15 protein-coding genes are annotated in these 20,618 nt (G+C 60.3%); 9 read left to right on the forward strand and 6 right to left on the reverse strand.

Features of this window, described 5'->3' with window-relative positions:
- The first annotated feature begins 470 nt into the window (after positions 1 to 470).
- From ACYVNQ_RS09035 to lipA, 5 genes are all read left to right on the forward strand, one after another.
- Complete coding sequence (locus ACYVNQ_RS09035) at positions 471 to 1,526, forward strand: ATP-NAD kinase family protein (protein ID WP_460902150.1); 1,056 nt, start codon at positions 471 to 473, stop codon at positions 1,524 to 1,526.
- 128 nt (positions 1,527 to 1,654) lie between these two features.
- A complete protein-coding gene (locus tag ACYVNQ_RS09040; protein ID WP_460902151.1) occupies positions 1,655 to 2,638 on the forward strand; it encodes a thiamine pyrophosphate-dependent dehydrogenase E1 component subunit alpha in 984 nt (327 codons plus the stop codon).
- 100 nt (positions 2,639 to 2,738) lie between these two features.
- Positions 2,739 to 3,743, forward strand: a complete 1,005-nt coding sequence (locus ACYVNQ_RS09045; RefSeq protein ID WP_460902152.1) for an alpha-ketoacid dehydrogenase subunit beta — start codon at positions 2,739 to 2,741, stop codon at positions 3,741 to 3,743.
- A 3-nt stretch (positions 3,744 to 3,746) separates the two neighbouring features.
- Positions 3,747 to 4,856 (forward strand): acetoin dehydrogenase dihydrolipoyllysine-residue acetyltransferase subunit, encoded by a 1,110-nt coding sequence (locus tag ACYVNQ_RS09050; RefSeq protein ID WP_460902153.1) that lies wholly within the window; start codon positions 3,747 to 3,749, stop codon positions 4,854 to 4,856.
- Between the two features lie 2 nt (positions 4,857 to 4,858).
- On the forward strand, positions 4,859 to 5,833 hold the full coding sequence (gene lipA / locus ACYVNQ_RS09055; RefSeq protein WP_460902154.1) for a lipoyl synthase: 975 nt from the start codon (positions 4,859 to 4,861) through the stop codon (positions 5,831 to 5,833).
- Positions 5,834 to 5,900: 67 nt separating this feature from the next.
- Here the strand turns inward: lipA and ACYVNQ_RS09060 are convergent, their stop codons facing one another.
- The gene (locus tag ACYVNQ_RS09060; RefSeq protein ID WP_460902155.1) at positions 5,901 to 7,526 is read right to left on the reverse strand and encodes an AAA family ATPase; all 1,626 of its coding nucleotides are present in this window, start codon (positions 7,524 to 7,526) and stop codon (positions 5,901 to 5,903) included.
- Between the two features lie 64 nt (positions 7,527 to 7,590).
- Positions 7,591 to 8,268, reverse strand: coding sequence for an alpha/beta hydrolase (locus ACYVNQ_RS09065; protein ID WP_460902156.1), 678 nt, complete (start codon positions 8,266 to 8,268; stop codon positions 7,591 to 7,593).
- Between the two features lie 364 nt (positions 8,269 to 8,632).
- Here ACYVNQ_RS09065 and ACYVNQ_RS09070 point away from each other — a divergent pair, with 364 nt between their 5' ends.
- Both ACYVNQ_RS09070 and ACYVNQ_RS09075 read left to right on the forward strand, forming a co-directional pair.
- Positions 8,633 to 10,036, forward strand: coding sequence for a PhoPQ-activated protein PqaA family protein (locus ACYVNQ_RS09070; protein WP_460902157.1), 1,404 nt, complete (start codon positions 8,633 to 8,635; stop codon positions 10,034 to 10,036).
- A gap of 236 nt (positions 10,037 to 10,272) precedes the next feature.
- On the forward strand, positions 10,273 to 11,415 hold the full coding sequence (locus ACYVNQ_RS09075; protein ID WP_460902158.1) for a porin: 1,143 nt from the start codon (positions 10,273 to 10,275) through the stop codon (positions 11,413 to 11,415).
- A gap of 77 nt (positions 11,416 to 11,492) precedes the next feature.
- Here ACYVNQ_RS09075 and ACYVNQ_RS09080 read toward each other — a convergent pair whose 3' ends face one another.
- Positions 11,493 to 12,608, reverse strand: coding sequence for an NADH:flavin oxidoreductase (locus ACYVNQ_RS09080; protein ID WP_460902178.1), 1,116 nt, complete (start codon positions 12,606 to 12,608; stop codon positions 11,493 to 11,495).
- A gap of 115 nt (positions 12,609 to 12,723) precedes the next feature.
- On the opposite strand from ACYVNQ_RS09080, the gene ACYVNQ_RS09085 reads away from it, so the two are divergent.
- Positions 12,724 to 13,620: a LysR family transcriptional regulator gene (locus tag ACYVNQ_RS09085; RefSeq protein WP_460902159.1), complete on the forward strand. Its 897-nt coding sequence runs from the start codon at positions 12,724 to 12,726 to the stop codon at positions 13,618 to 13,620.
- 89 nt (positions 13,621 to 13,709) lie between these two features.
- On the opposite strand, the gene ACYVNQ_RS09090 is transcribed toward ACYVNQ_RS09085, so the two are convergent.
- Positions 13,710 to 15,464, reverse strand: a complete 1,755-nt coding sequence (locus ACYVNQ_RS09090) for a ShlB/FhaC/HecB family hemolysin secretion/activation protein (RefSeq protein WP_460902160.1) — start codon at positions 15,462 to 15,464, stop codon at positions 13,710 to 13,712.
- A 467-nt stretch (positions 15,465 to 15,931) separates the two neighbouring features.
- Between ACYVNQ_RS09090 and ACYVNQ_RS09095 the strand changes: the two genes are divergently transcribed.
- Positions 15,932 to 16,423 (forward strand): hypothetical protein, encoded by a 492-nt coding sequence (locus tag ACYVNQ_RS09095; RefSeq protein ID WP_460902161.1) that lies wholly within the window; start codon positions 15,932 to 15,934, stop codon positions 16,421 to 16,423.
- A gap of 60 nt (positions 16,424 to 16,483) precedes the next feature.
- Here the strand turns inward: ACYVNQ_RS09095 and ACYVNQ_RS09100 are convergent, their stop codons facing one another.
- Positions 16,484 to 16,873, reverse strand: coding sequence for a hypothetical protein (locus ACYVNQ_RS09100; protein ID WP_460902162.1), 390 nt, complete (start codon positions 16,871 to 16,873; stop codon positions 16,484 to 16,486).
- 58 nt (positions 16,874 to 16,931) lie between these two features.
- On the reverse strand, positions 16,932 to 20,618 hold a 3,687-nt coding region (locus ACYVNQ_RS09105; RefSeq protein ID WP_460902163.1), incomplete at its 5' end, for a hemagglutinin repeat-containing protein.

A 20,618-nucleotide genomic window follows, 5' to 3' on the forward strand; every position in this document is an offset into this window, starting at 1 on the left:
GAGATGGGACTTTCTTGTAGCACATCTCGTCGCGGCGATATACCTTGCGCCGCAACACGCGAGACGCTTGAGACGAACGTCTCAGAGTCGGTGAGACAGTCGCGCCGTTTTGCGAATGCCCGGCTTAACAAGGCCGCAGGCGCGACCGCGATGCGCGGAGAATGGTCTGCACTGCGTATCCGGCGCTGCACGTGAGACGGTTTCACGTTCGTGCGGTGCGTCATGTTGCACGTACCGCCATCGTCGCCATCTCGCGCGTGATGTTGAATGCCTTGATGCGGGCGGGCCGCAGCGTATTGCACAACCTCGAGCACGTTTTGGCATAGGCCTTGCAGTAATGCGTCAGGCGTCCGAACGCCACCGCGATTCGCACATTTGCGTCGCATGCGGATAACGCGTGCGCGCATCAAGCGAACAAGAACGCGCTGCATCGACAACGTGCATACCGCGCATACAGAAGGAGACACGTCTTGCCATCGCCCATCACCGTCGGCGTGATCGCGAACCCTGCATCCGGCCGCGACATTCGCCGGCTCACCACGCATGCGTCCGTGTTTCCGACCGCCGAGAAAGCGAACATGGTGGTGCGTCTGCTCGCGGGCCTCGGCATGCTCGGTCGCGGCCGCGTGCTGACGCTGCGCGACAAGACCGGTGTCGCCGCGCTGCTGTGCCGCGCGCTCGATACACATGCAGCGCTCGGTTGCCCCGAGCGCTGGCCCGAAGTCGAATTCCTCGATCTGCCGATCACCGACAGCGCCGCCGATACGCACATCGGCGTCGCGCACATGGTGCGGGCGGGCGTCGATCTGATCGCGGTGCTGGGCGGTGACGGCACGCATCGCGCGGTGGCCGCGCATTGCGGCGACGTGCCGCTGCTGACGCTTTCCACCGGCACCAACAACGCGTTTCCCGAAATGCGCGAAGCCACTATCGCAGGCCTCGCCGGCGCGCTGGTCGCGGCCGGCGTCGTGCCGCCGGATGTCGCGCTGACGCGCAACAAGCGGCTCGTGGTGCGCTGCGTCGCCGGGCCGAATCGCGGGCGCGAAGAGCTTGCGCTGGTCGACGTTTGCGTCAGCCGCCAGCGCTTTATCGGCGCGCGTGCGGTGTCGGAGCCGGGCGATATCGAAGCATTGTTCCTGACCTTCGCGCCGCCTGACGGCATCGGGCTGTCGTCGATCGGCGGCGCGTGGGCACCGGTCGAACGCAGCGCATCGCATGGCTTGCATCTGACCTTCGCGCTCGACGGCGAAGCGGGCGTGCCGATCTTCGCGCCGATCGCACCTGGCCGCGTCGAGCAGGTCACGATGCGCACCTGCGAGCGCCTGGAAGTTGGCGACTGGTTACCGCTCGACGCGGGGCACGGCACGCTCGCGTTCGACGGCGAACGTGAAATCGAAATTGAGCGCGACGACCGCTATGAGATCGCGCTGGACTGGGCCGGGCCGTTGACGGTCGACGTGGGCCGCACGCTGCGTTTTGCGGCGTCGCGGCAGCTGATGCGCGAGATGGCCGCGCATCGCGGGTGACGGAAGTCTGGGTACGCTGTGTGTGCAGTGCAGATGCATGCACGCGTGCCGCCATCCATCGCAGTTTGACGTCGCAGTGGCCATATTCGGTATTGCATAGCGATCGACATTACTCAAGGAGACACACCATGTCCGTATCGGATCAGTTGAGCAAGGAGCAACTGCTGGAGGCGTATCGGCTGATGCGCACGATTCGCGAGTTCGAAGAGCGGCTGCATGTCGAGTTCGCGACTGGCGAGATTCCCGGTTTCGTGCACCTGTATGCGGGCGAAGAGGCGTCTGCGGTCGGCACGATGCTGCATCTGAGCGACGTCGACTATGTGGCGACCACGCACCGCGGCCATGGGCACTGCATCGCAAAAGGCGTCGACGTGCGCGGCATGATGGCCGAAATCTACGGCCGTATCACCGGCGTATGCCGCGGCAAGGGCGGTTCGATGCATATCGCCGACCTGTCGAAGGGGATGCTCGGCGCCAATGGCATCGTCGGCGCGGGCGGCCCGCTGGTATGCGGCGCGGCGCTCGCGGCCAAGTTCAAGAAGACCGGCGGCGTCGGCGTGTGCTTTTTCGGCGATGGCGCATCGAATCAGGGCGTGATTTTCGAATCGATGAACCTCGCGTCGATCTGGCGGTTGCCGGCGGTTTTTATCGCGGAGAACAACGGTTATGCAGAATCGACTGGGTCGTCGTGGGCGGTCGCCGCGGACAACATCGCCGATCGTGCGAGCGGCTTCGGCATGCCGGGTGTGATCGTCGATGGCCTGGATTTTTTTGCGGCACATGAAGCAGTGGGTGAAGCGATCGAGCGCGCACGTGGCGGCGGTGGGCCGACGCTGGTTGAGATGAAACTGTCGCGCTATTTCGGCCACTTCGAAGGCGATGCGCAAACCTATCGCGCGGCCGGCGAAGTGCAGAAATTGCGCGACGAAAAAGATTGCCTGAAGCGTTTCGAAGAACGTGTGGTGCGTGCAGAGATGCTTAACACGGCGCAACTGCGCGAAGTCGATGCGAAAGTGAAACAGCTGATCGACGCTGCGGTACGCGAAGCGAAAGCGGCGCCGCTGCCGAAGGCCGAAGACCTGTTGACGGACGTGTACGTGTCGTACCCGTAGTGCGCTGCAGCTTCGCAAATAGCGGAAACAGCAGGCACACACAACACGAGCAACGAGCCAACGCGATCGAAACCGGTCGAGCACGATTCAGGAGACGGACATGGCACGGAAAATTTCATACTCTCAGGCGATCAACGAAGCGTTGAGCCAGGAGATGGCGCGCGACGAAAGCGTCATCGTGATGGGCGAAGACAATGCGGGCGGCGAGGGAACGCCCGGCGAGCACGATGCATGGGGCGGCGTGCTGGGCGTGACGAAAGGGCTGTATCACAAGTATCCGGGGCGCGTGCTCGACACGCCGCTGTCGGAAGGCGGCTTTATCGGCGCGGCGGTGGGTGCGGCTGCGTGTGGCATGCGGCCGGTGGCGGAGTTGATGTTCATCGACTTCATGGGCGTGTGCTTCGATCAGATCTTCAATCAGGCTGCGAAATTCCGCTATATGTTCGGCGGCAAGGCGGTCACGCCGGTGGTAATTCGCACCATGCAGGGCGCAGGCCTGCGCGCAGCCGCACAACACTCGCAGATGCTGACGTCGCTGTTCACGCACGTGCCGGGGCTCAAAGTGGTGTGCCCGTCTACGCCATACGATGCAAAAGGCCTGATGATCCAGGCGATCCGCGACAACGACCCAGTGATTTTCTGCGAGCACAAGCTGCTGTACGGACGCGAAGGCGAGGTGCCCGAAGAGTCATACGCGATTCCGTTCGGCGAAGCGAGCGTGGTACGTGAAGGCGACGACGTGACGATCGTCACGTACGGCCGTATGGTGCACTTCGCCACCGATGCCGCCGACAAGCTCGCGAAAAACGGCGTTCATGTGGAGATCATCGATTTGCGCACCACGTCGCCGCTCGATGAAGACACGATCCTCGAAAGCGTCGAGCGTACTGGCCGTCTTGTGGCGGTCGACGAAGCGAACCCGCGCTGCTCGATTGCGACCGACATCGCGGCACTGGTCGCACAGAAAGCGTTCCATGCGCTGAAGGCGCCGATCGAAATGGTCACCGCACCGCATACGCCCACGCCGTTCTCCGGCGTGCTGGAGGACCTGTATATCCCGTCTGCGGACCAGATTGCTGCGGCCGTGATGAAAGCAAGGAGCTAGGCAATGCCGATTCACATGATCACGATGCCCAAATGGGGCCTGTCGATGGAGCAAGGGCAGGTGAACGGCTGGCTGAAAGCGCCAGGCGACAAGGTGAGCCGCGGCGACGAACTGCTCGACGTCGAGACCGACAAGATTGCGTCGGGCGTCGAGTGTGCGTTCGACGGCACGCTGCGCCGGCAGATCGCGCAGGAGGGCGACACGCTGCCGGTCGGTGCGCTGCTCGCCGTGGTGGCCGATGAAGCGACGCCGGATGCGCAGATCGACGAGGCGGTCGCGGTATTCCAGCGCGACTTCGTGCCGGCCGCCGCCGCGGATGCCGACGCCGGGCCGCAGCCGGAGAAGACGCAGATCGGCGGCCGCACGGTGCGTTACCTGAAGATCGGCGACGGCGGCACGCCTGCGGTGCTGATTCACGGCTTTGGCGGCGACCTGAATGCGTGGATGTTCAATCACGCGGATCTGGCCGCGCATCGTGCGGTGTGGGCGCTCGATCTGCCGGGCCATGGCGAATCCGGCAAGGCAGTCGAGAGCGGCAGCAGCGACGAACTGGCCGACGCCGTGCTCGCCTTTCTCGACGACAAAGGCATCGAGCGCGCGCATCTGGTCGGCCATTCGATGGGCAGTCTCGTCGCGATGACGGTCGCGGCGAAGGTGCCCGGGCGCGTCGCTTCGCTCGCGCTGATCAGCGGCGCGGGGCTCGGCGACGAGATCAACCGCGAGTACATCGAGGGCTTTGTCGCGGGCAGCAACCGCAACCAGCTGAAGCCGCACATGCTGAAGCTGTTCGCGGATCCGGCGCTGGTCACGCGGCAGATGATCGAAGACATCGTCAAGTACAAGCGGCTCGAAGGCGTGCCTGAGGCGTTGCAGAAGATCGCGGCGCACGCGTTCGCGGGTGGTTTGCAGCAGCGTTCATACCGCGACCGCCTCGGCACGCTGCCGCGCGCACTGGTGATCTGGGGCAAGCAGGATCAGATCATTCCGGCGCGGCATGCGGAAGGTTTGCCAGGGGATATCCGCGTGCATGTGCTGGAAGGCAAAGGCCATATGGTGCACATGGAGGCGGCGGGTGAAGTGAACCGGCTGTTGAACGACTTCTTCGGAGCGTGACGATGGTAGCCGTGACGCACCCGCAACCTGAAGTTCACGCCAGCGTCACGGCGCTTGGCCAGCAGGGCTTGCGCAGCCGCGACAAGCTGGCGCGGATTCCCGTGAAGATCGTATCGCCCGCGCCGGCGGACGTGCTGCACAAACCGCCGTGGTTGCGCGCGCAACCGATGATGAGCGAAACCGTGGCCGGTATGGCGGCGATCTTGCGCGAGCACCGGCTGCATTCGGTGTGCGAGGAGGCGATGTGCCCGAATATCGGCGAATGCTTCGCGCAGCGTACTGCGACCTTCATGATCATGGGTGGCATTTGCACGCGGCGCTGTGCGTTTTGTGACGTTGCGCATGGGCGGCCAGAAGCGCTCGACGCTGCGGAACCGGAGCGACTTGCCGATGCAGTGGCGGCATTGGGCCTGCGTTATGTGGTGATTACGTCGGTGGATCGCGACGATTTGCGCGACGGCGGCGCAGCGCATTTCGCGCGTTGCGTGGCGGCGCTGCGTGAGCGTGTGCCTGACATTCGCGTTGAACTGCTGACGCCGGATTTTCGCGGACGCGTCGAGCGGGCGCTCGATGCGTTGTCGCATGCGTGGCCTGATGTGTTCAATCACAATGTCGAAACGGTGCCTTCGTTGTATCGTGCCGCGCGCGCCGGGGCTAGTTATGAAGGCTCGCTGGAACTGCTCGCGCGCGTCAGGCAGGCACAGCCGCTGATGTTGACCAAATCGGGGTTGATGGTCGGGCTAGGCGAAACCGATGCGGAACTGCTCGCAACAATGCGCGATATTCGCGCGCATCACGTCGACGTATTGACGATCGGCCAGTATCTGGCGCCCTCGAAGTTTCATATGCCGGTGCGTCGTTACGTGGAGCCGGAAACTTTCGATGCGTGGCGCGCTGCGGGAATGAAGCTCGGCTTCAAGGAAGTGGTGGCGGGGCCGCTGGTGCGTTCATCGTATCACGCGGACCAGGTAGGCTGAAAATCGCAAAGGTGCAGCATGTCGACGGCGGCGTTGCGCCGCGCGTCGCCATGCTACGCGGCGTTGCCTACGCCCGATGCCCGCGAAACGTCGCACACAACGCGAACACGTCCATACTCGGCGGAATCTGCTTCGCCTTGCAGTAACGTGCTGCAAGCTTCAGCAGTTCCTTGATATCGCGGCCGCTCGCGTTCGGATACGCGTCGGTCAGCTTGCCGATCAGTTCATCGTCGAGCGGTGTGCCGAACTGGTCGGCGAGCAATCGCCACAGGCGCGTCGCGTCGTCGTGAGTCGGCGTGTCGTAGTGGATCGTCGCGATACAGCGCGACAGGATCGCGTCGTCGACGTCGCCGATCCGGTTGGTGGTCATGAACATCAGGCCGTTGAAGTACTCGAGCGTACGCAGAAACTCCGCGACAATCGCATTGTGTTCGAGGTCGTTGTCGCGGCGGCGAATGTACACATCGGCTTCGTCGAGCAACAGGATCGCGTCCCAGCGCATCGCGCGGCGCAGCACGCCGGTGAGCGTCGCGCCGACCGACGCGGCAGACGTGCCCAACTGCCCCGAATGCACGCGATATAGCGGCTTGCCGACCACCTCTGCGTAGATTTCTGCGGTCAAGGTCTTGCCGAGCCCAGGCGAGCCCTGACACAGAATCGTCGTGCCGCCAGATTTGCCCGGCACGAAGTCCTGCACGAACAGATTCATGTTCGACGTCAGGATGTCGATCAGATCGCGATGCGACTCCGGCAGCACCAGCTTGTCGCGCAACTCGGGCTGGTAGCGATACTCGGTCATGTGCTGCACGTGCACCCAGATGTTGCGATGCCACTCCAGATGAAACAGATGCACGTAGCAATGCAACGGCACGCTGTCGAAGCCGTTTTCGACATCCGCGCCGCGCCAGAAGCTTGCGTCGCAGGTCATTTCGAAGCGGCGCTCGAGACGCTCCTCGTCGTTCACGCATTTCGCGCCCGCGCCGTCGACGATACGCGTGACATCCGCGGTTCCTTTCGCATCGAAGCTGAACGCCGCTTTCGTCGCGACAAACTGTGCGCCGAAGCGCCGCTGGAACTTCAGAAAGCGCTGCGCGTGCTGCTCGTATTCGCGCTTGAATTCCGCGCATTCCTTGTAAAAGCCGAATTCGGAAAGCAGGTCGGGAATCGTGCGGTTGACGATATCGTCGCGCGTGAACATCAGCGACGTCGTCATGCCGGAGCGACGCTTCGCATAGTCGGTGAGCTCCGAATTGGCCGACTGCATGGTATTGGCCAGCATGTCGACGATCACGTACGACATGCCCTGCTCGGGCTCTACGTGGCGCATCCGGTACACCAGCCACGGCAACAGCGTGCCGTCCTTGTTGCGGCGATACAGCCAGCCGTCGATCGCATCGCGCGACAGATACGCGATCAGGCCGCCAACCAGTTTATCGATCGATGGAATCACGCGTGCTTGCGGCGCGTTGTAGATGTTGTCGAGCGCGAGCATCTGGAACATCAGCGCCCGGTCGTTCTGGCTCTTGCTCAACATGTACAGCGTGTCCAGCGACTTCGCGTCGAACAGCGCGCTCGACACGACCATATTGCCGTGACACACGCCATGCGCCTCGAGCCTTCTGGCGAGCGGCGAGCCGGTATCGATCATCCCCAGCAGCGGATGAATCAGCGATTCCGGAATTTCGAAGTCCATCGACTGCACTCCTCGTCGTTGTAATGGGCGCTGCGACGCAATGTCGTCACGTCGCCAGCTTGCTTCATTTCAGAAAAAATTCGATGGCCGCCTCGACGACCGGCGGATGAATCACATGCAGGCCTTCGAACTCGACGTATTGCACGTCGTAGCCGGCCGATTTCAGCTTGGTGGCGTTCGCGCGGCCGCTGGTCTCGATCGGCAATTGTTCGTCGGCGAGGCCGTGTGCGATGAAGACCTTCGGCGTGCCTTCCTGCATGAAGATCGACATGAAGCCGCCGGAGAATGCGATGACGTGGCTGGCGATATCGCCGTTGGTTACGCCGATCGATAGTGCATAGCTCGCGCCGTCGGAAAAACCGGCGAACGCGACGCGGCCTGGTTCGATGCGAAAACGCGATGCGACTGCGGTCAGTGCTTGCTGCAGCCGTTCGAGGTCGGGCCCGTTGCCGCCGATCACCAGATCCCACGTCGGGAAAGTCGAGTGCGGCGCGAGGACCAGGAATTTGTGTTGTGTCGCGTGCGCCTCGATAAAGGGCAGCACCTTTTCTGGGAAGCCGCCCGCGCCATGGAACATCACGAAGAGCGGCACGGCGGTCTGTTCGGGCAGATCGGGCGGCACGAACAGGATCGCATCGCGTTCCTCGACGAGACCCAGGCGGTTGCGGCCCGGCGGCAAAGGGGCCTTGTCGGGCGCGGGATGCGTGTACGAAAGACGGCCGAGCAACGATGGATCGAACATGGCTGAGGGGGCACGAAATTAGCTTGATATATGATATATCAGAGATTGGCATAGAGCGCATCTAGTGGAATCGCGGGGGCGATACGGGAGAAAAGGTGAGAACACCGGGCGGCTATGGCCGTCCCTTTTGTTTTGTGCGCAGACGGACGTGCCGTCCGCGTCGCAGAGACAGAGTCGGAGCATGCGCAGACAGGCGCGAGCAACAGCGGAATAAGCATCGCGTGATGCCTGTTACAAAAAAGTTTGCGTGCTCGTGCGTGGGGGCGGTCAGTCACGCGGGCAACGTATTCGTTTGAGGCGGGCGCAGTGTATCGTCGCTTGAAATGCGCGTTGCCCTGCCTCTCATATCAATCCGGCTCTATCAATGAACGACGATCCAAGCGGATTCGAACACGCGATCGCAACATACCGGGAAGCGATCGAGCGCGAGCCGCTGCACTATGTGCGTCAAACCATCGACCTCGTATCAGGCGTCGAACGGCGGGCATATCTGCTGCATTCGCAAAACTGGTCGCCGCAGCAACGGGTACAACCGGCTGTGTGGCATCACGATGTGGCGATTTATATTCCACGCGAAGCGAAACGCGAGCGTGCGTTGCTGATCGCGAACAATGGCGACCGGCACGACAGCGGGAACGACAGCGGCCCGGTTCGTGCAGAACATTTCACGCCCGAGACGCTCGCGGCTATCGCTGCACAAACGCGTACCGTGGTCGTATCGATCAGCGACGTGCCGAACCAGTCGCTCACTTTCGCCGACGACGCACGCGCGCGTTCCAAAGACGATCTCGTCGCGCATAGCTGGGCGCTCTTCTTGGAAGATCCTGCGACGCGGACCACTTTGCCGCTCAGCGTGCCGATGGTCGCGGCGATTTCGCGCGCGATGTCCTTGGCCGAATGCGAACTGGCATCGCTGGATATCGCGCGATTTATCGTTGCCGGCATATCGAAGCGGGCGTGGGCAAGCTGGCTGGCCGCGTTAGCGGATACGAGAATCGACGGAATCTGCGCTATTGCTAGCGATATTCTCGATACGCGGCGTGTGTTGATGCACACCTGGCGTTCCTATGGCGAGGCATGGCCTGCCGCTTTTCAGCCTTACTACGCCGAGCGCATAGACGAACGACTCGATAGCGAAGCGTTCGCCGCGCTATTGCGGATCATCGACCCGCTGCAGTATCTCGACACCCGCTACGGGCCGCGCCTGCAGATTCCCAAATGCATCGTCAATGCGAGCGGGGACGATTTGTTCACGCCGGACAACGCAGGTCTCTACTTCGACAGGCTGCCAGGCAGCAAGATGTTGCGGATGGTGCCTAACGCGGCGCATCACGACATCGGACCATTGTCGATCAGTTCGTTGACGACCTTCGTCGCGAGGTTGCAGAACGCAACGGCATTGCCGGAGATCGAGTCATCGCTGTGCGATACGGCGCGTGATACGTCGATTCGGTTCAGTTCGTCGGAACAGGCGCAAAGCGTGGTTTTATGGCACGCCGTCAACCCATACGTGCGTGACTTCCGGCGCGCAAGCGGCATCGACTACACGGCGACGCCGCTCGAGCCGCCCCGTGCGAACGCCGCACTTGAGGTGCCGGTGCATCGTCCGGATGCGGGCTGGAGCGCCTCGTTCATCGAGCTTGTCTACGCAGACGGCCTGGTTGCAACGACCCAAACATACATACTCGGCCAGCAGATGTACCCCACGCCGTTCGATCGGACGTCGTCCGGCGCTTGCCAGACGTTGCCGGGTCGCGGATCGCAGTGAGCGAGTGGCGCATGGCCGGTGATGCAAACAGCCACTTGAGCATGCGATTTCGACAAAACAAGGCTTGTTTATAGCGTAGGTCGATGATTGAAAGATATTTTACGTTTCACCTGCGCGCTGTTCGATTCATACTCCCGTTGCAACAACGGGCGGTTGTATCGCTGTCGATACAGCGCATGGATAGCACATGGGGTTCTGCTATTTCGAATCCCGCAAAATCAAGCAAGAGGGGATAAATGAAACGGAGTCACTTTTCCTTGGCCTGCCTGGGCCTGTTCGCTGCACCGTTCGCGCATGCTCAAAGCTCGGTAACGCTGTATGGTCTGCTCGACGTGGGTCTTCAATACACCAATAACGCAGGCACTGGATCGCTGATTCGTCAGACGAGCGGCAACATCAACGGCAGCCGCTTCGGGCTGCGCGGCAACGAAGATCTCGGCGGCGGGCTTGCCGCGATCTTCGTGCTCGAAGGAGGGGTCACCCTCAATAACGGCAAATCTGCGCAGGACGGCCGGTTGTTCGGTCGGCAAGCGTATGTTGGCCTCGCCAGCAAAGAGTACGGTACGGTGTCGCTCGGTCGTCAATACGACGCGTTCACCGACACGCTGATTCCGCTGTCGGCAACCTCGATCAACTTCGGCGATACCGCGTTTGCCCACCCGTTCGACAACGACGAAATGATTCACTCGTTTCGTTTGAGCAATACGGCGAAGTACGCGAGCCCGGTCTATCGCGGCTTGAAATTCGAGGCACAGTACGCGTTCTCGAACAGCACCGACTTTGCGGTGAACCGCGGGTATAGCGTTGGATTGGGCTATAGCATTGGTCACTTGAGTGCCGGCGTTGGCTACTTCCAGCTTAACGGCACGAAGGGCACGACGATCAACAGCCCTGGTACGCTCGATATCAACGAATCGCAGGCGAACAACACGGCCGGGTTCGTGCTCGGCGCCGATGTTCAGCGGATCGTTGGCGCGGGCGTCAACTATGAGATCGGTAAGGGCAAGGTTGGTTTTGTCTATACCCATAGCGAGTTTCAGGGCTCGACGTCATTCGGCTCGCAGGGCGGCACGGTGCGCTTCGATAACTACGAGCTCAACGGCAAGTACCTGGTGATGCCGCAGCTTAGCGTGGGTGTCGAATATACCTTCACCAATGGCCACGTGACCAACTCGTCGACGTTTGGGTCGTCGCCGAAGTGGAACCAGCTTGGCGTGCAGACCGTGTACAACCTGTCCAAGCGCACCGATGTCTATGTGGAAGGCGTCTATCAGCATGTGAGCGGCCATAACTTCACCGCGTTCATCTACAACTCGGGCGGCGCTTCGTCGACGGGCAATCAGGTGGTCGGCATGATGGGGATGCGGACTCGCTTCTAGCGGGTTCACTGTCGCGGCGGCGGACTGTTTGGGCTGAGCGAACGTCCGCCGCCGGCCGGTAGTTACGATCAACGCCTTTAGGCATCCAGCGGCAGGTCCAGCTCTTCATCCTTGATGCTGGCAATGGGGTGAAGAATCGCTCCGTCGAACGTTTTGGGTTGGCGCCTGCTCCCGATAAGCTTCGGCAGATCCGGGTTCGCCAGCGCGCCGCGTCCTACGGTGATGATGTCTGCGCCTGCCGCCAGCACGCTCTCCATGCGTTCTGCGGTATGGAGGCCGCCATTCGCAACGAGCGTCACGTTCGGTGCGTAGCGGCGTGCCAGTGTGACGAGACTATCGCGTGTGCCTTCGAAAGCGGGCTGCCACGCTTCGTGCTCGGTCACGTGAATGAAGTCGGCACCAGCATCGGCGAGCGTGCCGAAGATCACTTCAGCGTCCGCTTCTCCATGTTGCCACTTCGACGCGAAATCGTTGACCTTGCCTTGTGAAATCCGGATGCCCACCGGAGCGGCGTGACCAATGCTGAGTTTGACCGCCTTTACGACGTCGGCGAGCAACTGGACGCGCGCAGCAGTGTCGCCGCCCCAGCGGTCGGCTCTATCGTTGGTCTCAGCTGTCAGAAACTGATCGAGCAGGTAACCGTTGGCGCCATGAATTTCCACGCCGTTGAATCCAGCGATCGTGACGGCTCGGTGCGCCGCATCGACGAAACCTCGAACGGCTTCATCGATTTCGGTGTCGGTGATCTGTTTCGGTTGCGGGTAGGGGCCATCGCCGAAGTAGAAGCGCATCTGTTCGCCTTTCGGGCGAATGGCCGAGGCGCCGACCGTATGCGCCCGGTAAACGTTGCCCTGGCTCAATGCACCGGCATGCATCAGTTGTGCGACTACGCGTGCGCCGTGCGCCTGCATGGCGCGATTGAAAGCGCTCCATGCTTGCGCCTGTTCGTCGTCTGCCAAACCGGGTTGGAACCGGTATCCTTGAGAGAAGGCTTTGTCGGTGTAAATCCCTTCGGTTGTGACCAGACCGAAACCACCTTTCGCGAAACGCAGGTAGTAGTCGAACATGGTTTTCGTCGGGAGCCCATACTCGCTGGCGGTGATACGCGTCATCGGAGCGACCGCGATGCGGTTGCGCACGGCGATGCCGTTGTGATTGTAAGGCGAGAGCATCGGGAAAGTAGTGTCGGTCATTTTGCAGTCCGTTTCGCTGAGCTTCGTTGAGAAAGTTTCTGCATGGTAGGCGTCGCAAGGCGGCGCGAACAGGCAACGAAACGTGAAGCCGCCATCACACTTCTGGATATAAACCATGCTTCTTCCCGACGTTCGAACCTTCCTCGCGGTCGCGTCGGCGGGCAGTCTGTCCGCTGCGGCGCGCCAGCTGGATGTGGTGCCGATGCAGGTGTCGCGGCGGATAGCGGCGCTTGAAGAGGATCTTGGTGTGCGGTTGTTCCACCGTACGACGCGATCTCTGACGCTGACCGCGGAGGGCGAGGCATTTGTGCCTTACGCTCAAGTGATTGTGGACGCGGAGTCGGGGGCGCGCGCGGAGCTGAGCCCGTTGCCGAAGACTGCGTCAGGGGTGCTGCGTATGACGGCGCCGAGTGGATTTGGTCAGTCGATTGTCGTGCCGATGTTGTCGCGGTTGTTGGAGGCTAATCCGGAACTGCGTATCGATCTCGATCTTTCGGACCGGCAGGTGGATATCGTGGGGCAGGGGCTTGATCTCGCGTTGCGCATTGCGCCGTTGGAAGATTCGGAGCTGGTTGCGAAGAAGATTGCGGCGAACCCGCGGTTGATTTGTGCTGCGCCGGCGTATCTGAAGAAGCATGGGCGGCCGACGACGGTTGCTGAACTGGACGACCATCATTGCGTCAGGCTGTGCTCGGTGCGGCGTTGGCCGCTTTTTGTCGATGGTGTGATGACGCGCAGGCGGGTGGAGGCTTATGTCACGACCACCTCTGTTGAAGCGGCACGTACTGCTGCTGTGGAAGGGCTCGGGCTTGCGATGTTGACGTATTGGGATGTGTTCCGCCAACTGGCGGATAAGTCGCTGGTGCAGATTGAACTGCAGGATGCGGGGATGGAGCAGCTTTCGGTTTGGGCGGTGATTCCGAGCAGGCGGTATGTGCCTAGCAGGGTTAATGTGTTTCTGGGGGCGCTGGAGAGTGAGGTTGTGCGGTTGGGTAAGGAGTATGGGCGGTAAAGCAGTCTCTCGTCTCGGATTGGCGCGTTCCACTTTTTATGTGCCTGCATTGCAATGGCTGCGATGCAGGCGCGTTGACAAGCTTTGCTTCAGAACTGCGCAGTAAGCCGGAACGCGACGGTCACGCGTGCGGTTGGAAATCCTGATGGTTTGTAGAGCGGAGTTCCTGCGGACAGGTCGTAGGACAGACCGACGTACTTCGCCGGCATGCCACCGCGAATGCCGATGACGGCGCCTGCCAATTGGGTGCCTGTCAGAAAGGCTGTGTTGGGTCCGAAGACGCGGCCATAGTCGATTCCTGCGTATAGCGTTTGTCCTGTGTTGAAGACAGGCCATTGCAGTTCGTTGCGCCAATAAAGGCCTTTTTCGGCTGCGAGCATCGTGTTGCCGTCGAAACCGCGGACGGTGTAGCGGCTGCCGATTGACAGGTCGTCCAGATAGAACAGCACGTCGTCCGTGAACTGGCCGTGGACGGTGGTGACGTAGCGGAGGTTCTGCGTCGCGATTGAGAACGGGATCGACAGGTTCGCATCGAGCACGGCCATGTGATAGCGGTAGGTGGGACCGGCTACGTAGGGATCGGGTGTTGCGCCGAAACCGCCGATGCCCTGGCGGTATGCGAGTGTGCCGTCGAACTGCGATGCGCCAAAGTAGTGACGGTCGGTCAGACCCACTTCGATGAACGTGTTGTTGCGGTTTTGGGTTGGGATCGTTGTGTCGTTGATGAAGCTTGCGCCGAAGCGTTTTGATAGCTGCACGTAGCCGCTCAGCACGTCGCTTCGGCTGCGGATTAGCACGCGTGAGAGTCGCAGCGCAGCGGTTTGCGCGTTGCCGCTGGAGACGAAGGTTTGATTCACACCGGCGATGTTCTGGTAGTACGTGTTTGTGTAGCCGGATAGCGTTGCGGTCCAGTAGCCCCATGGGATCGAGTAGGAACCGTTGAAGCCGTGCGAGCCTAATGTTTTATTGCCGAATGACAGGTCCTGGTTGGCGCCGACTGTGAAGAGATCGTTTAGGCCTAAAGGGTTGTCGATGCCGAGGGCGATGTTGCCTTGCCACTTGCCTGTGGCATCTGTGCCGGCGTTGTCGATTGAGGCGGTGAAGCTCCAGGGTTTTGTGCGTGCGACCGAGATGACGATGTCGCTTTCGCCGGGGGTGTCGGTTGGTTCGATCTTCATGGCGACGTCTTGCGACGCGACGCGCTTCATTTGCTCGAGGCCTTGATCGAGATCGTGGGCGTTAAGTAGGGCGCCTTCGTTTGTTGGGAAGGCGGATTTCAATGTGCCGCGTGTGTGTGGATCGGCGAAGCGGAGTTGCCGTACGCGGCCCGGGGCGAGCGTTAGGGTGAGGGTGTGCGTGGATAAGTCTTGCAGTGGGACTAATACGCGCGTGGTGATGTAGCCGCGGCTTATGATCAGTTGCTGCAGGTTTTGTGCGAGCGTGCTGACGCCGGTTTTGCCGATGCATTGGCCTTTGTAATGGTCTAGCCATTCGCGGGCGAATGTGAAGGGGTCTAGGCGCAGGGTTGATTTGCGCTTGCTGCTAGCTTCGTTGGGTGGCGTTGCGCGTTCTGCGAGGTTGAAGGCCTCGATGGCGAAGCAAGGGGTTTCCTTGGGCAGTGGCGGGTGGCCGTCGATGTAGGGGACGGTCGAGCGCACTCCGCGAGCCTGAACCGTGGCTTCGCGTTGCTCGGATTCTCGTTGTTGCTGTTGCTGCTGATTCTGCTCGGCGTTGGCGCGCGCGGCGGCTGCTTTTTCGGCCGGCGTTGGTGCGAGTTGGGCGTGGGACGCGAGTGTTACCAGGGCTGTGAACGGCAGGGCCGTTAGCCTCTTTTTGATGTTCATTTCTTAAATCCATTCGTGAGACTGTGTTTTGCATGCGACATTGCTTGTTCGAAATCTAATTTTTAGTGGCCTTTGAGAAAGTGGAGTTAACCTAATTGTGCGTACTTTGGCCAGCCGCAATATTGTTAATCAGACTACTGCCTTCGTTAATAACAAGTGCTGCAAACGGATGCTGGCTAATTACTTCTCCGGAATTTGAGGGATGACATTTGCAAACACATGGTTGCCTGTATTCAGCTGGATAATTTTCTAGATGCCACCGGCCTTCGACGAGAAGGCCAAGAACCAAGGTGCTACGGCCCTCATCGGATACCGAGGCGGCAGGGAGCGATTGAAGCTCGATAACAATGTCATCAGTTCTTGAACCATAGCCCAATCTCTTCGGCGCGTTAGAAAGCACCCTGGCTCTTCGTAAAGATTCAGGAAGCACCCTAACGAGGTAAATGGCAATACCAAGAGGCAGAAGGATGAAAATGAATATCATGGCTCTACTTTCACTGAGCCTAAACGCCATGCGCGAGATTCCGGCAATGACCATTGCCCAAAAGGTCGCACCGGCTGCAGCCGCTCCTCCAACAACTAGATATGTATGGGAGGCTGGATACAGACGTCGCCAGTTCATTTCTCTTTCCAGGCATGTCGCGCGTCATCGATCACTGCCCGCTTTTCGAGCCCGCGCCAAACAAGGGAATGTCATGCGTCGTTCTGCAAGGTGCAACCTGCAACTGCCAACTGAAGCGATCAGTCAAATGATCATTGCGATGAGGTACGCGCGCCCAAGTGTGAATGCACCGGCGAGGACAATGCTAATAAGCGCACCTTTTACGCTGAGCGCGGCGGGATCGCAATATACAAACCACGCAAATAGCAGTGGTATCAATATCAGAGTTGATTTGAGTCAATATAAAAATTTTCATAAAACGTTTCCTTGGCTGTTTGTCCGAAAGCTAAAAATGTGACAAACAATGAAAGGAGTGTAATGACTATTGCGCCTACTTCAATTGTCATCTTCGAACTGTCTATTTGCAAAAATATTTTGTTCCTGAATTAAATTCGGCGCTGACTGAGTAAACATCCTTCTCTACTCCGTTATAGTAAGCTTTGGTGATTTTTCGAGAAATTGACATCTTTATTTCATTTTTGCACATGATGTATGTCTGAGTGGTATTTTCAACGGAAACCCATTTTTTGGCGATAAGGGAGTCCTTCAACATCATTGTTTTTCTTTCTCCCCATGTCGATGCATCAATATTGTATAAGGCAAGTGCAGCGCCAGTTTTGGAATTTTCATGCTTAAATAAAATAATCCCATTTTTAAACATGAAATCAAGTTCTGAAATCATTTCTTCTAGCTTTAAATTGGTCGTTGTAGCGGAGGGGGTTCGCGTGATAGCCAAAATGGTCAACACGAGCCATATCGTGGTCAGGATCCATATTTTTTTAGAGGATACTCTCATATTCAGTAAATTATTGCTTTTTTAACGGATTTGGAATTTGGTCGGAATAGCCGAACGCGGCGTTGCCATCAACGTTGGGAGCCTTTGTTAATCCACCAAATCCCACTCCGAACTCAAATGCGGTTGACCCACCAATGCTGTGATTGACGCCTAGACACACACCGAAGGCACAGCCACTTGCACCCGTGGACTTACCATAGAGAAATTCATCAGTGAGTTTCCCCTTATCTGACGAGTTCTGGCCGACGTTGTCAGTTATAACTCCTGCCGTAACGACCCCTCCCGCAACGCGCGACGCGGCAATGGTTCCGCTGTAGTAGATGTTACCGTTGTGCGTGTTAATGGTCAGTCCACCGCCCGGGCCGGCACCGTATTGAATAGTCACATAGTCGATCGCGCCCGGACGTTGTGCTGCCATTCCCGCTGCCCACAATTTCTGGTCGGCTTGCGCGTTATCTAAGGTGTATTGGAACAAGCTGCTGGCCGCTGTTTGTCGCACCATTCCGCCATAGCCAGCCGTCGTGAATGAAGTTCCGTTGTAGCTATTTAGCTGTGCTTGTTCGGCGGTGAAGCTCCTGCCTTCTGTTTCCAACGCCGAATACTTCGCGTAATCGGCTGTTCCCAGCGTGTATTCAGCTGCGCAATGAACCAGCGCACATCCGGCCGCTTCTAGACGATGTTCCTTGTCAGCGTCTCCGTTGGCCAGGATTTTGATCGCCTTCTTTTCATCCGGGTGGAACTGCCGATTGAAGCGGTCGACGTTATAGCCTGAGACCGATCCTGCGTTGCCCGCGATCGCGCCGCCTGCATTGGTGGCAATCGCATTGGCGACGATGTTGCCGAGTGCTTCGTTCAGGTCTGAACTGGCTGTTGGATGCGAACCGGCAATTGCGCTACTCACGTCGTTCAGCTTGCCTGCAGCAAGCGATGCGATGGCGGCGCCTGCTGCGCCACCCAAGGCGTTGCCACCAGCCAGACCGGTCACGAGTGCCGCTCCTGCCATCTGCATATCTGCGCGTGCGGTGCCGCCTTCCTTCCACGCGTTCATGCCTTCCTGATCGCCTGCGGCTTTGGCTTCATCGTATTTCGACTGGGCGAAGTCGCCGATGCGGCGCGAGACCGCTTCACCTGCCGCGCTCGCTGCGGCCATCATGTCCGCCTGCCGGTCGAGCAGGTTGTTCAGGTCGGGCAGCCTTGCGACCGTGCCGTTGGTGTCCGACGTGTCGCGGCTCAGGCTCGCGATGTCCTGCTTCTGGTTTGCGGTATCCGTAACGCTGATCGTGCCGGCGCTGATTGCGCTGCGCGTGGTCGCGCTGTCGCTGCCACTGTCGCTCTGGCTGAGCATTGGTGCGGCGCCACCCGTGCCTTTGCCGGATGTATTGCCGTGGGTGCTGTAGTTGCCGCCACCGTCACCCATCGTTCCACCCGCGCTGAAGCCGCCCGAATGCGCGCTGTATTCGGAATGGTTCTGGATGTCGGAGAAGGTGAGCGTGGCCGTCGACAGGCTGTTCCTTGATGCATCCGCGTCGCTCGCGATGAGACCGCCCTTCAGGTCCGTGTTGCCTGCAACCGTGATGCTGAAACCACCGTCACCCGCCTGGATACCTGCCTGTTCATTCACGCCCGCATAGCTGCCGTTTGCCTTGCCGCTGCTGTGACTGAAGCTTGCGCTACCGCCGCCCTGGCTGATGCTGAAACCGCCACCGGTGCTTTCCTGCTTCGCACGGCTCGTCATCGTGTCCTGCACGCTGGCGATGTTCAGGTTGCCGCCGACGTCCATGCTGACCTGCCGGGCAGTCACGTTTGCGCCAATCAGGCTGGTGTCGCCGCCAGAAATGATCGTGGCAGTGTTCGCAGCGTTGATATGCGTGCTGTTCTGCGTGGCCAGATCGCTGTTGGCATCGCCGTGTGCCTTCGCCATCGATGCACTGATACCGAAACCCTGCGTACCGTAGGACACGCCTACGCTCGCGCTGCTGGACTGGTTGGAACTGCGCGTGGTGTCCGTATCGGTCGTGTTGACCAGATTGACCTGGTTTTTGGCGGCGAGGATCACGTCGTTCGCGGTGATGCTCGACCCCGCGATCGTCACGTTGCCCGTTCCGGGCACGCCGGAGCCCGTTGCCACGAAGGCGGCCGTGCCGCCCGCCGACACATTCGTGCCCCGGTTTGTCATGCTGTCCTCGCTGGACGTGCTTTTGCTGTGGCTGCTGCCATAGCTCAGCTCGATCTTTGCATCGGGTTTCTGTCCGCTGGCGAGGCTGTTCATAGCACCACCTGCTGCGCGCACCGAATCGTACGCGCCGCTTGCCGCCGCCATGCCGTGCAGGGCGGCCGCTCGACCGTCCTGGCTGCGGCTGGCGTCGCGCGCCTGGTCGACGGTGTTCGAGATCGCATCGAGCACCGGTGCCTTTACTGCCAGTGTGAAACCGCTCTTGCTGACTTCCTGCGTCTCGTCGCGGTGCGCCGTGCCGGTGGCGGCGTCGATTGTCACGTTCGCGCCGGTTCCCGCGATGTCCTTCGCCGCAACCAGATCGCTGCCGGTGACGTGCAGGTCGCCACCGGCCGTCAGCCTTACGCTGCCGTCTGTGCTGCCGATCAGGCTGCTGTTCTGTACCAGCGAACGCTCGTGCGTCGTGTTCTTTGCATCCGTCGTGCCATACGAGATGCCGACACCGCCCGAGTTGCCCAGACCGCTCCTGATGTCTTCGTGGAAGTGGCTGGTGTCCGCGCTGTCCTGCGTGGTGGTGACCGTCAGGCTGTTCGCTGCGGCCAGGTTCACGTCGTTCGTCGCCGCGACCGTTGAACCGGCGACCGTCATGTCGTGACCGGCGAGCGCCGTTACCGTGTCGCCCGATACGGTCGAGCCGTTCGCGATGAGCTGGTGCGAACCCGTTGTATCCGTCACCTTCTGTTTCGACAGGAACCCCGAGCTATTCGAGTGCGACCAGGTTTGAGAGTCGTGCGTTTCGCTCACGCTGCCGATCGTGATGTCGCCGGTCGAGACGAGGGTGATGCTGCCGGCGTTATCCGCATTCGTCGAGATGTTCGAGCCGAGAATCGACAGCGAGCCATTGCCGGACTGGCCGGCCGCCAGGATCAGGTTGCCGCCTGCGCTCACGCTCGATGCATTCACCGCCTCGTCGTAGCTCGACGACTTGCTCTGGGCGAGCTTGCCGCCCATCGACTGTCCGCTGTACGTATGTGTGTCCATCGACGCCGTCACCGTCAGGTCGTGGCCTGCGGCCATTGCGGTATCGCCACCGGAGGCAATGGTCGAACCGGTCAGTGTGGTATCGCGCCCGGAGACAGTCGTCACGTCACCGCCTGCGACGATCGCGCTGCCCAGCTGCTGCTGGATCTGGTCGCGGTGACCGTTCTGGCCGCCGTGCGAGCTGACCTCATGTCCGCCGGCCAGCGTCGTCGTATTCAGGTTCAGGTCGCGGCCAGCCGCAATCGCTGTATTGCCACCACTCTGGATTGACGCGCCCGTGAGCGTCACATCCCGGCCCGCCAGCACGGTTGCGTTACCGGTCGACGAGATCACGCCCATTGCGTCAATGCCGGTACCGCTCACGCGTCCGGTGAGGCCATTCGATCCGAACGTTTTTGACAGGCCATAGGTCTGCGTCTCGTTGATCACGTCGCGTCCGGCCTGCACGAGCACCTCGCTGCCGCCGATCCGGCCGCCCGTATT

The sequence above is a fragment of the Paraburkholderia jirisanensis genome (assembly GCF_054782355.1).

Excerpts from the sequence above, each read along its gene's own strand:
- ACYVNQ_RS09060 (WP_460902155.1), bottom strand. The coding sequence starts at position 7,526 with ATGGACTTCGAAATTCCGGAATCGCTGATTCATCCGCTGCTGGGGATG.
- ACYVNQ_RS09050 (WP_460902153.1), top strand. The coding sequence starts at position 3,747 with ATGCCGATTCACATGATCACGATGCCCAAATGGGGCCTGTCGATGGAG.
- ACYVNQ_RS09070 (WP_460902157.1), top strand. The coding sequence starts at position 8,633 with ATGAACGACGATCCAAGCGGATTCGAACACGCGATCGCAACATACCGG.
- ACYVNQ_RS09095 (WP_460902161.1), top strand. The coding sequence starts at position 15,932 with ATGAAAATGAATATCATGGCTCTACTTTCACTGAGCCTAAACGCCATG.
- ACYVNQ_RS09075 (WP_460902158.1), top strand. The coding sequence starts at position 10,273 with ATGAAACGGAGTCACTTTTCCTTGGCCTGCCTGGGCCTGTTCGCTGCA.
- ACYVNQ_RS09090 (WP_460902160.1), bottom strand. The coding sequence starts at position 15,464 with ATGAACATCAAAAAGAGGCTAACGGCCCTGCCGTTCACAGCCCTGGTA.
- ACYVNQ_RS09080 (WP_460902178.1), bottom strand. The coding sequence starts at position 12,608 with ATGACCGACACTACTTTCCCGATGCTCTCGCCTTACAATCACAACGGC.
- lipA (WP_460902154.1), top strand. The coding sequence starts at position 4,859 with ATGGTAGCCGTGACGCACCCGCAACCTGAAGTTCACGCCAGCGTCACG.
- ACYVNQ_RS09085 (WP_460902159.1), top strand. The coding sequence starts at position 12,724 with ATGCTTCTTCCCGACGTTCGAACCTTCCTCGCGGTCGCGTCGGCGGGC.
- ACYVNQ_RS09045 (WP_460902152.1), top strand. The coding sequence starts at position 2,739 with ATGGCACGGAAAATTTCATACTCTCAGGCGATCAACGAAGCGTTGAGC.
- ACYVNQ_RS09065 (WP_460902156.1), bottom strand. The coding sequence starts at position 8,268 with ATGTTCGATCCATCGTTGCTCGGCCGTCTTTCGTACACGCATCCCGCG.
- ACYVNQ_RS09040 (WP_460902151.1), top strand. The coding sequence starts at position 1,655 with ATGTCCGTATCGGATCAGTTGAGCAAGGAGCAACTGCTGGAGGCGTAT.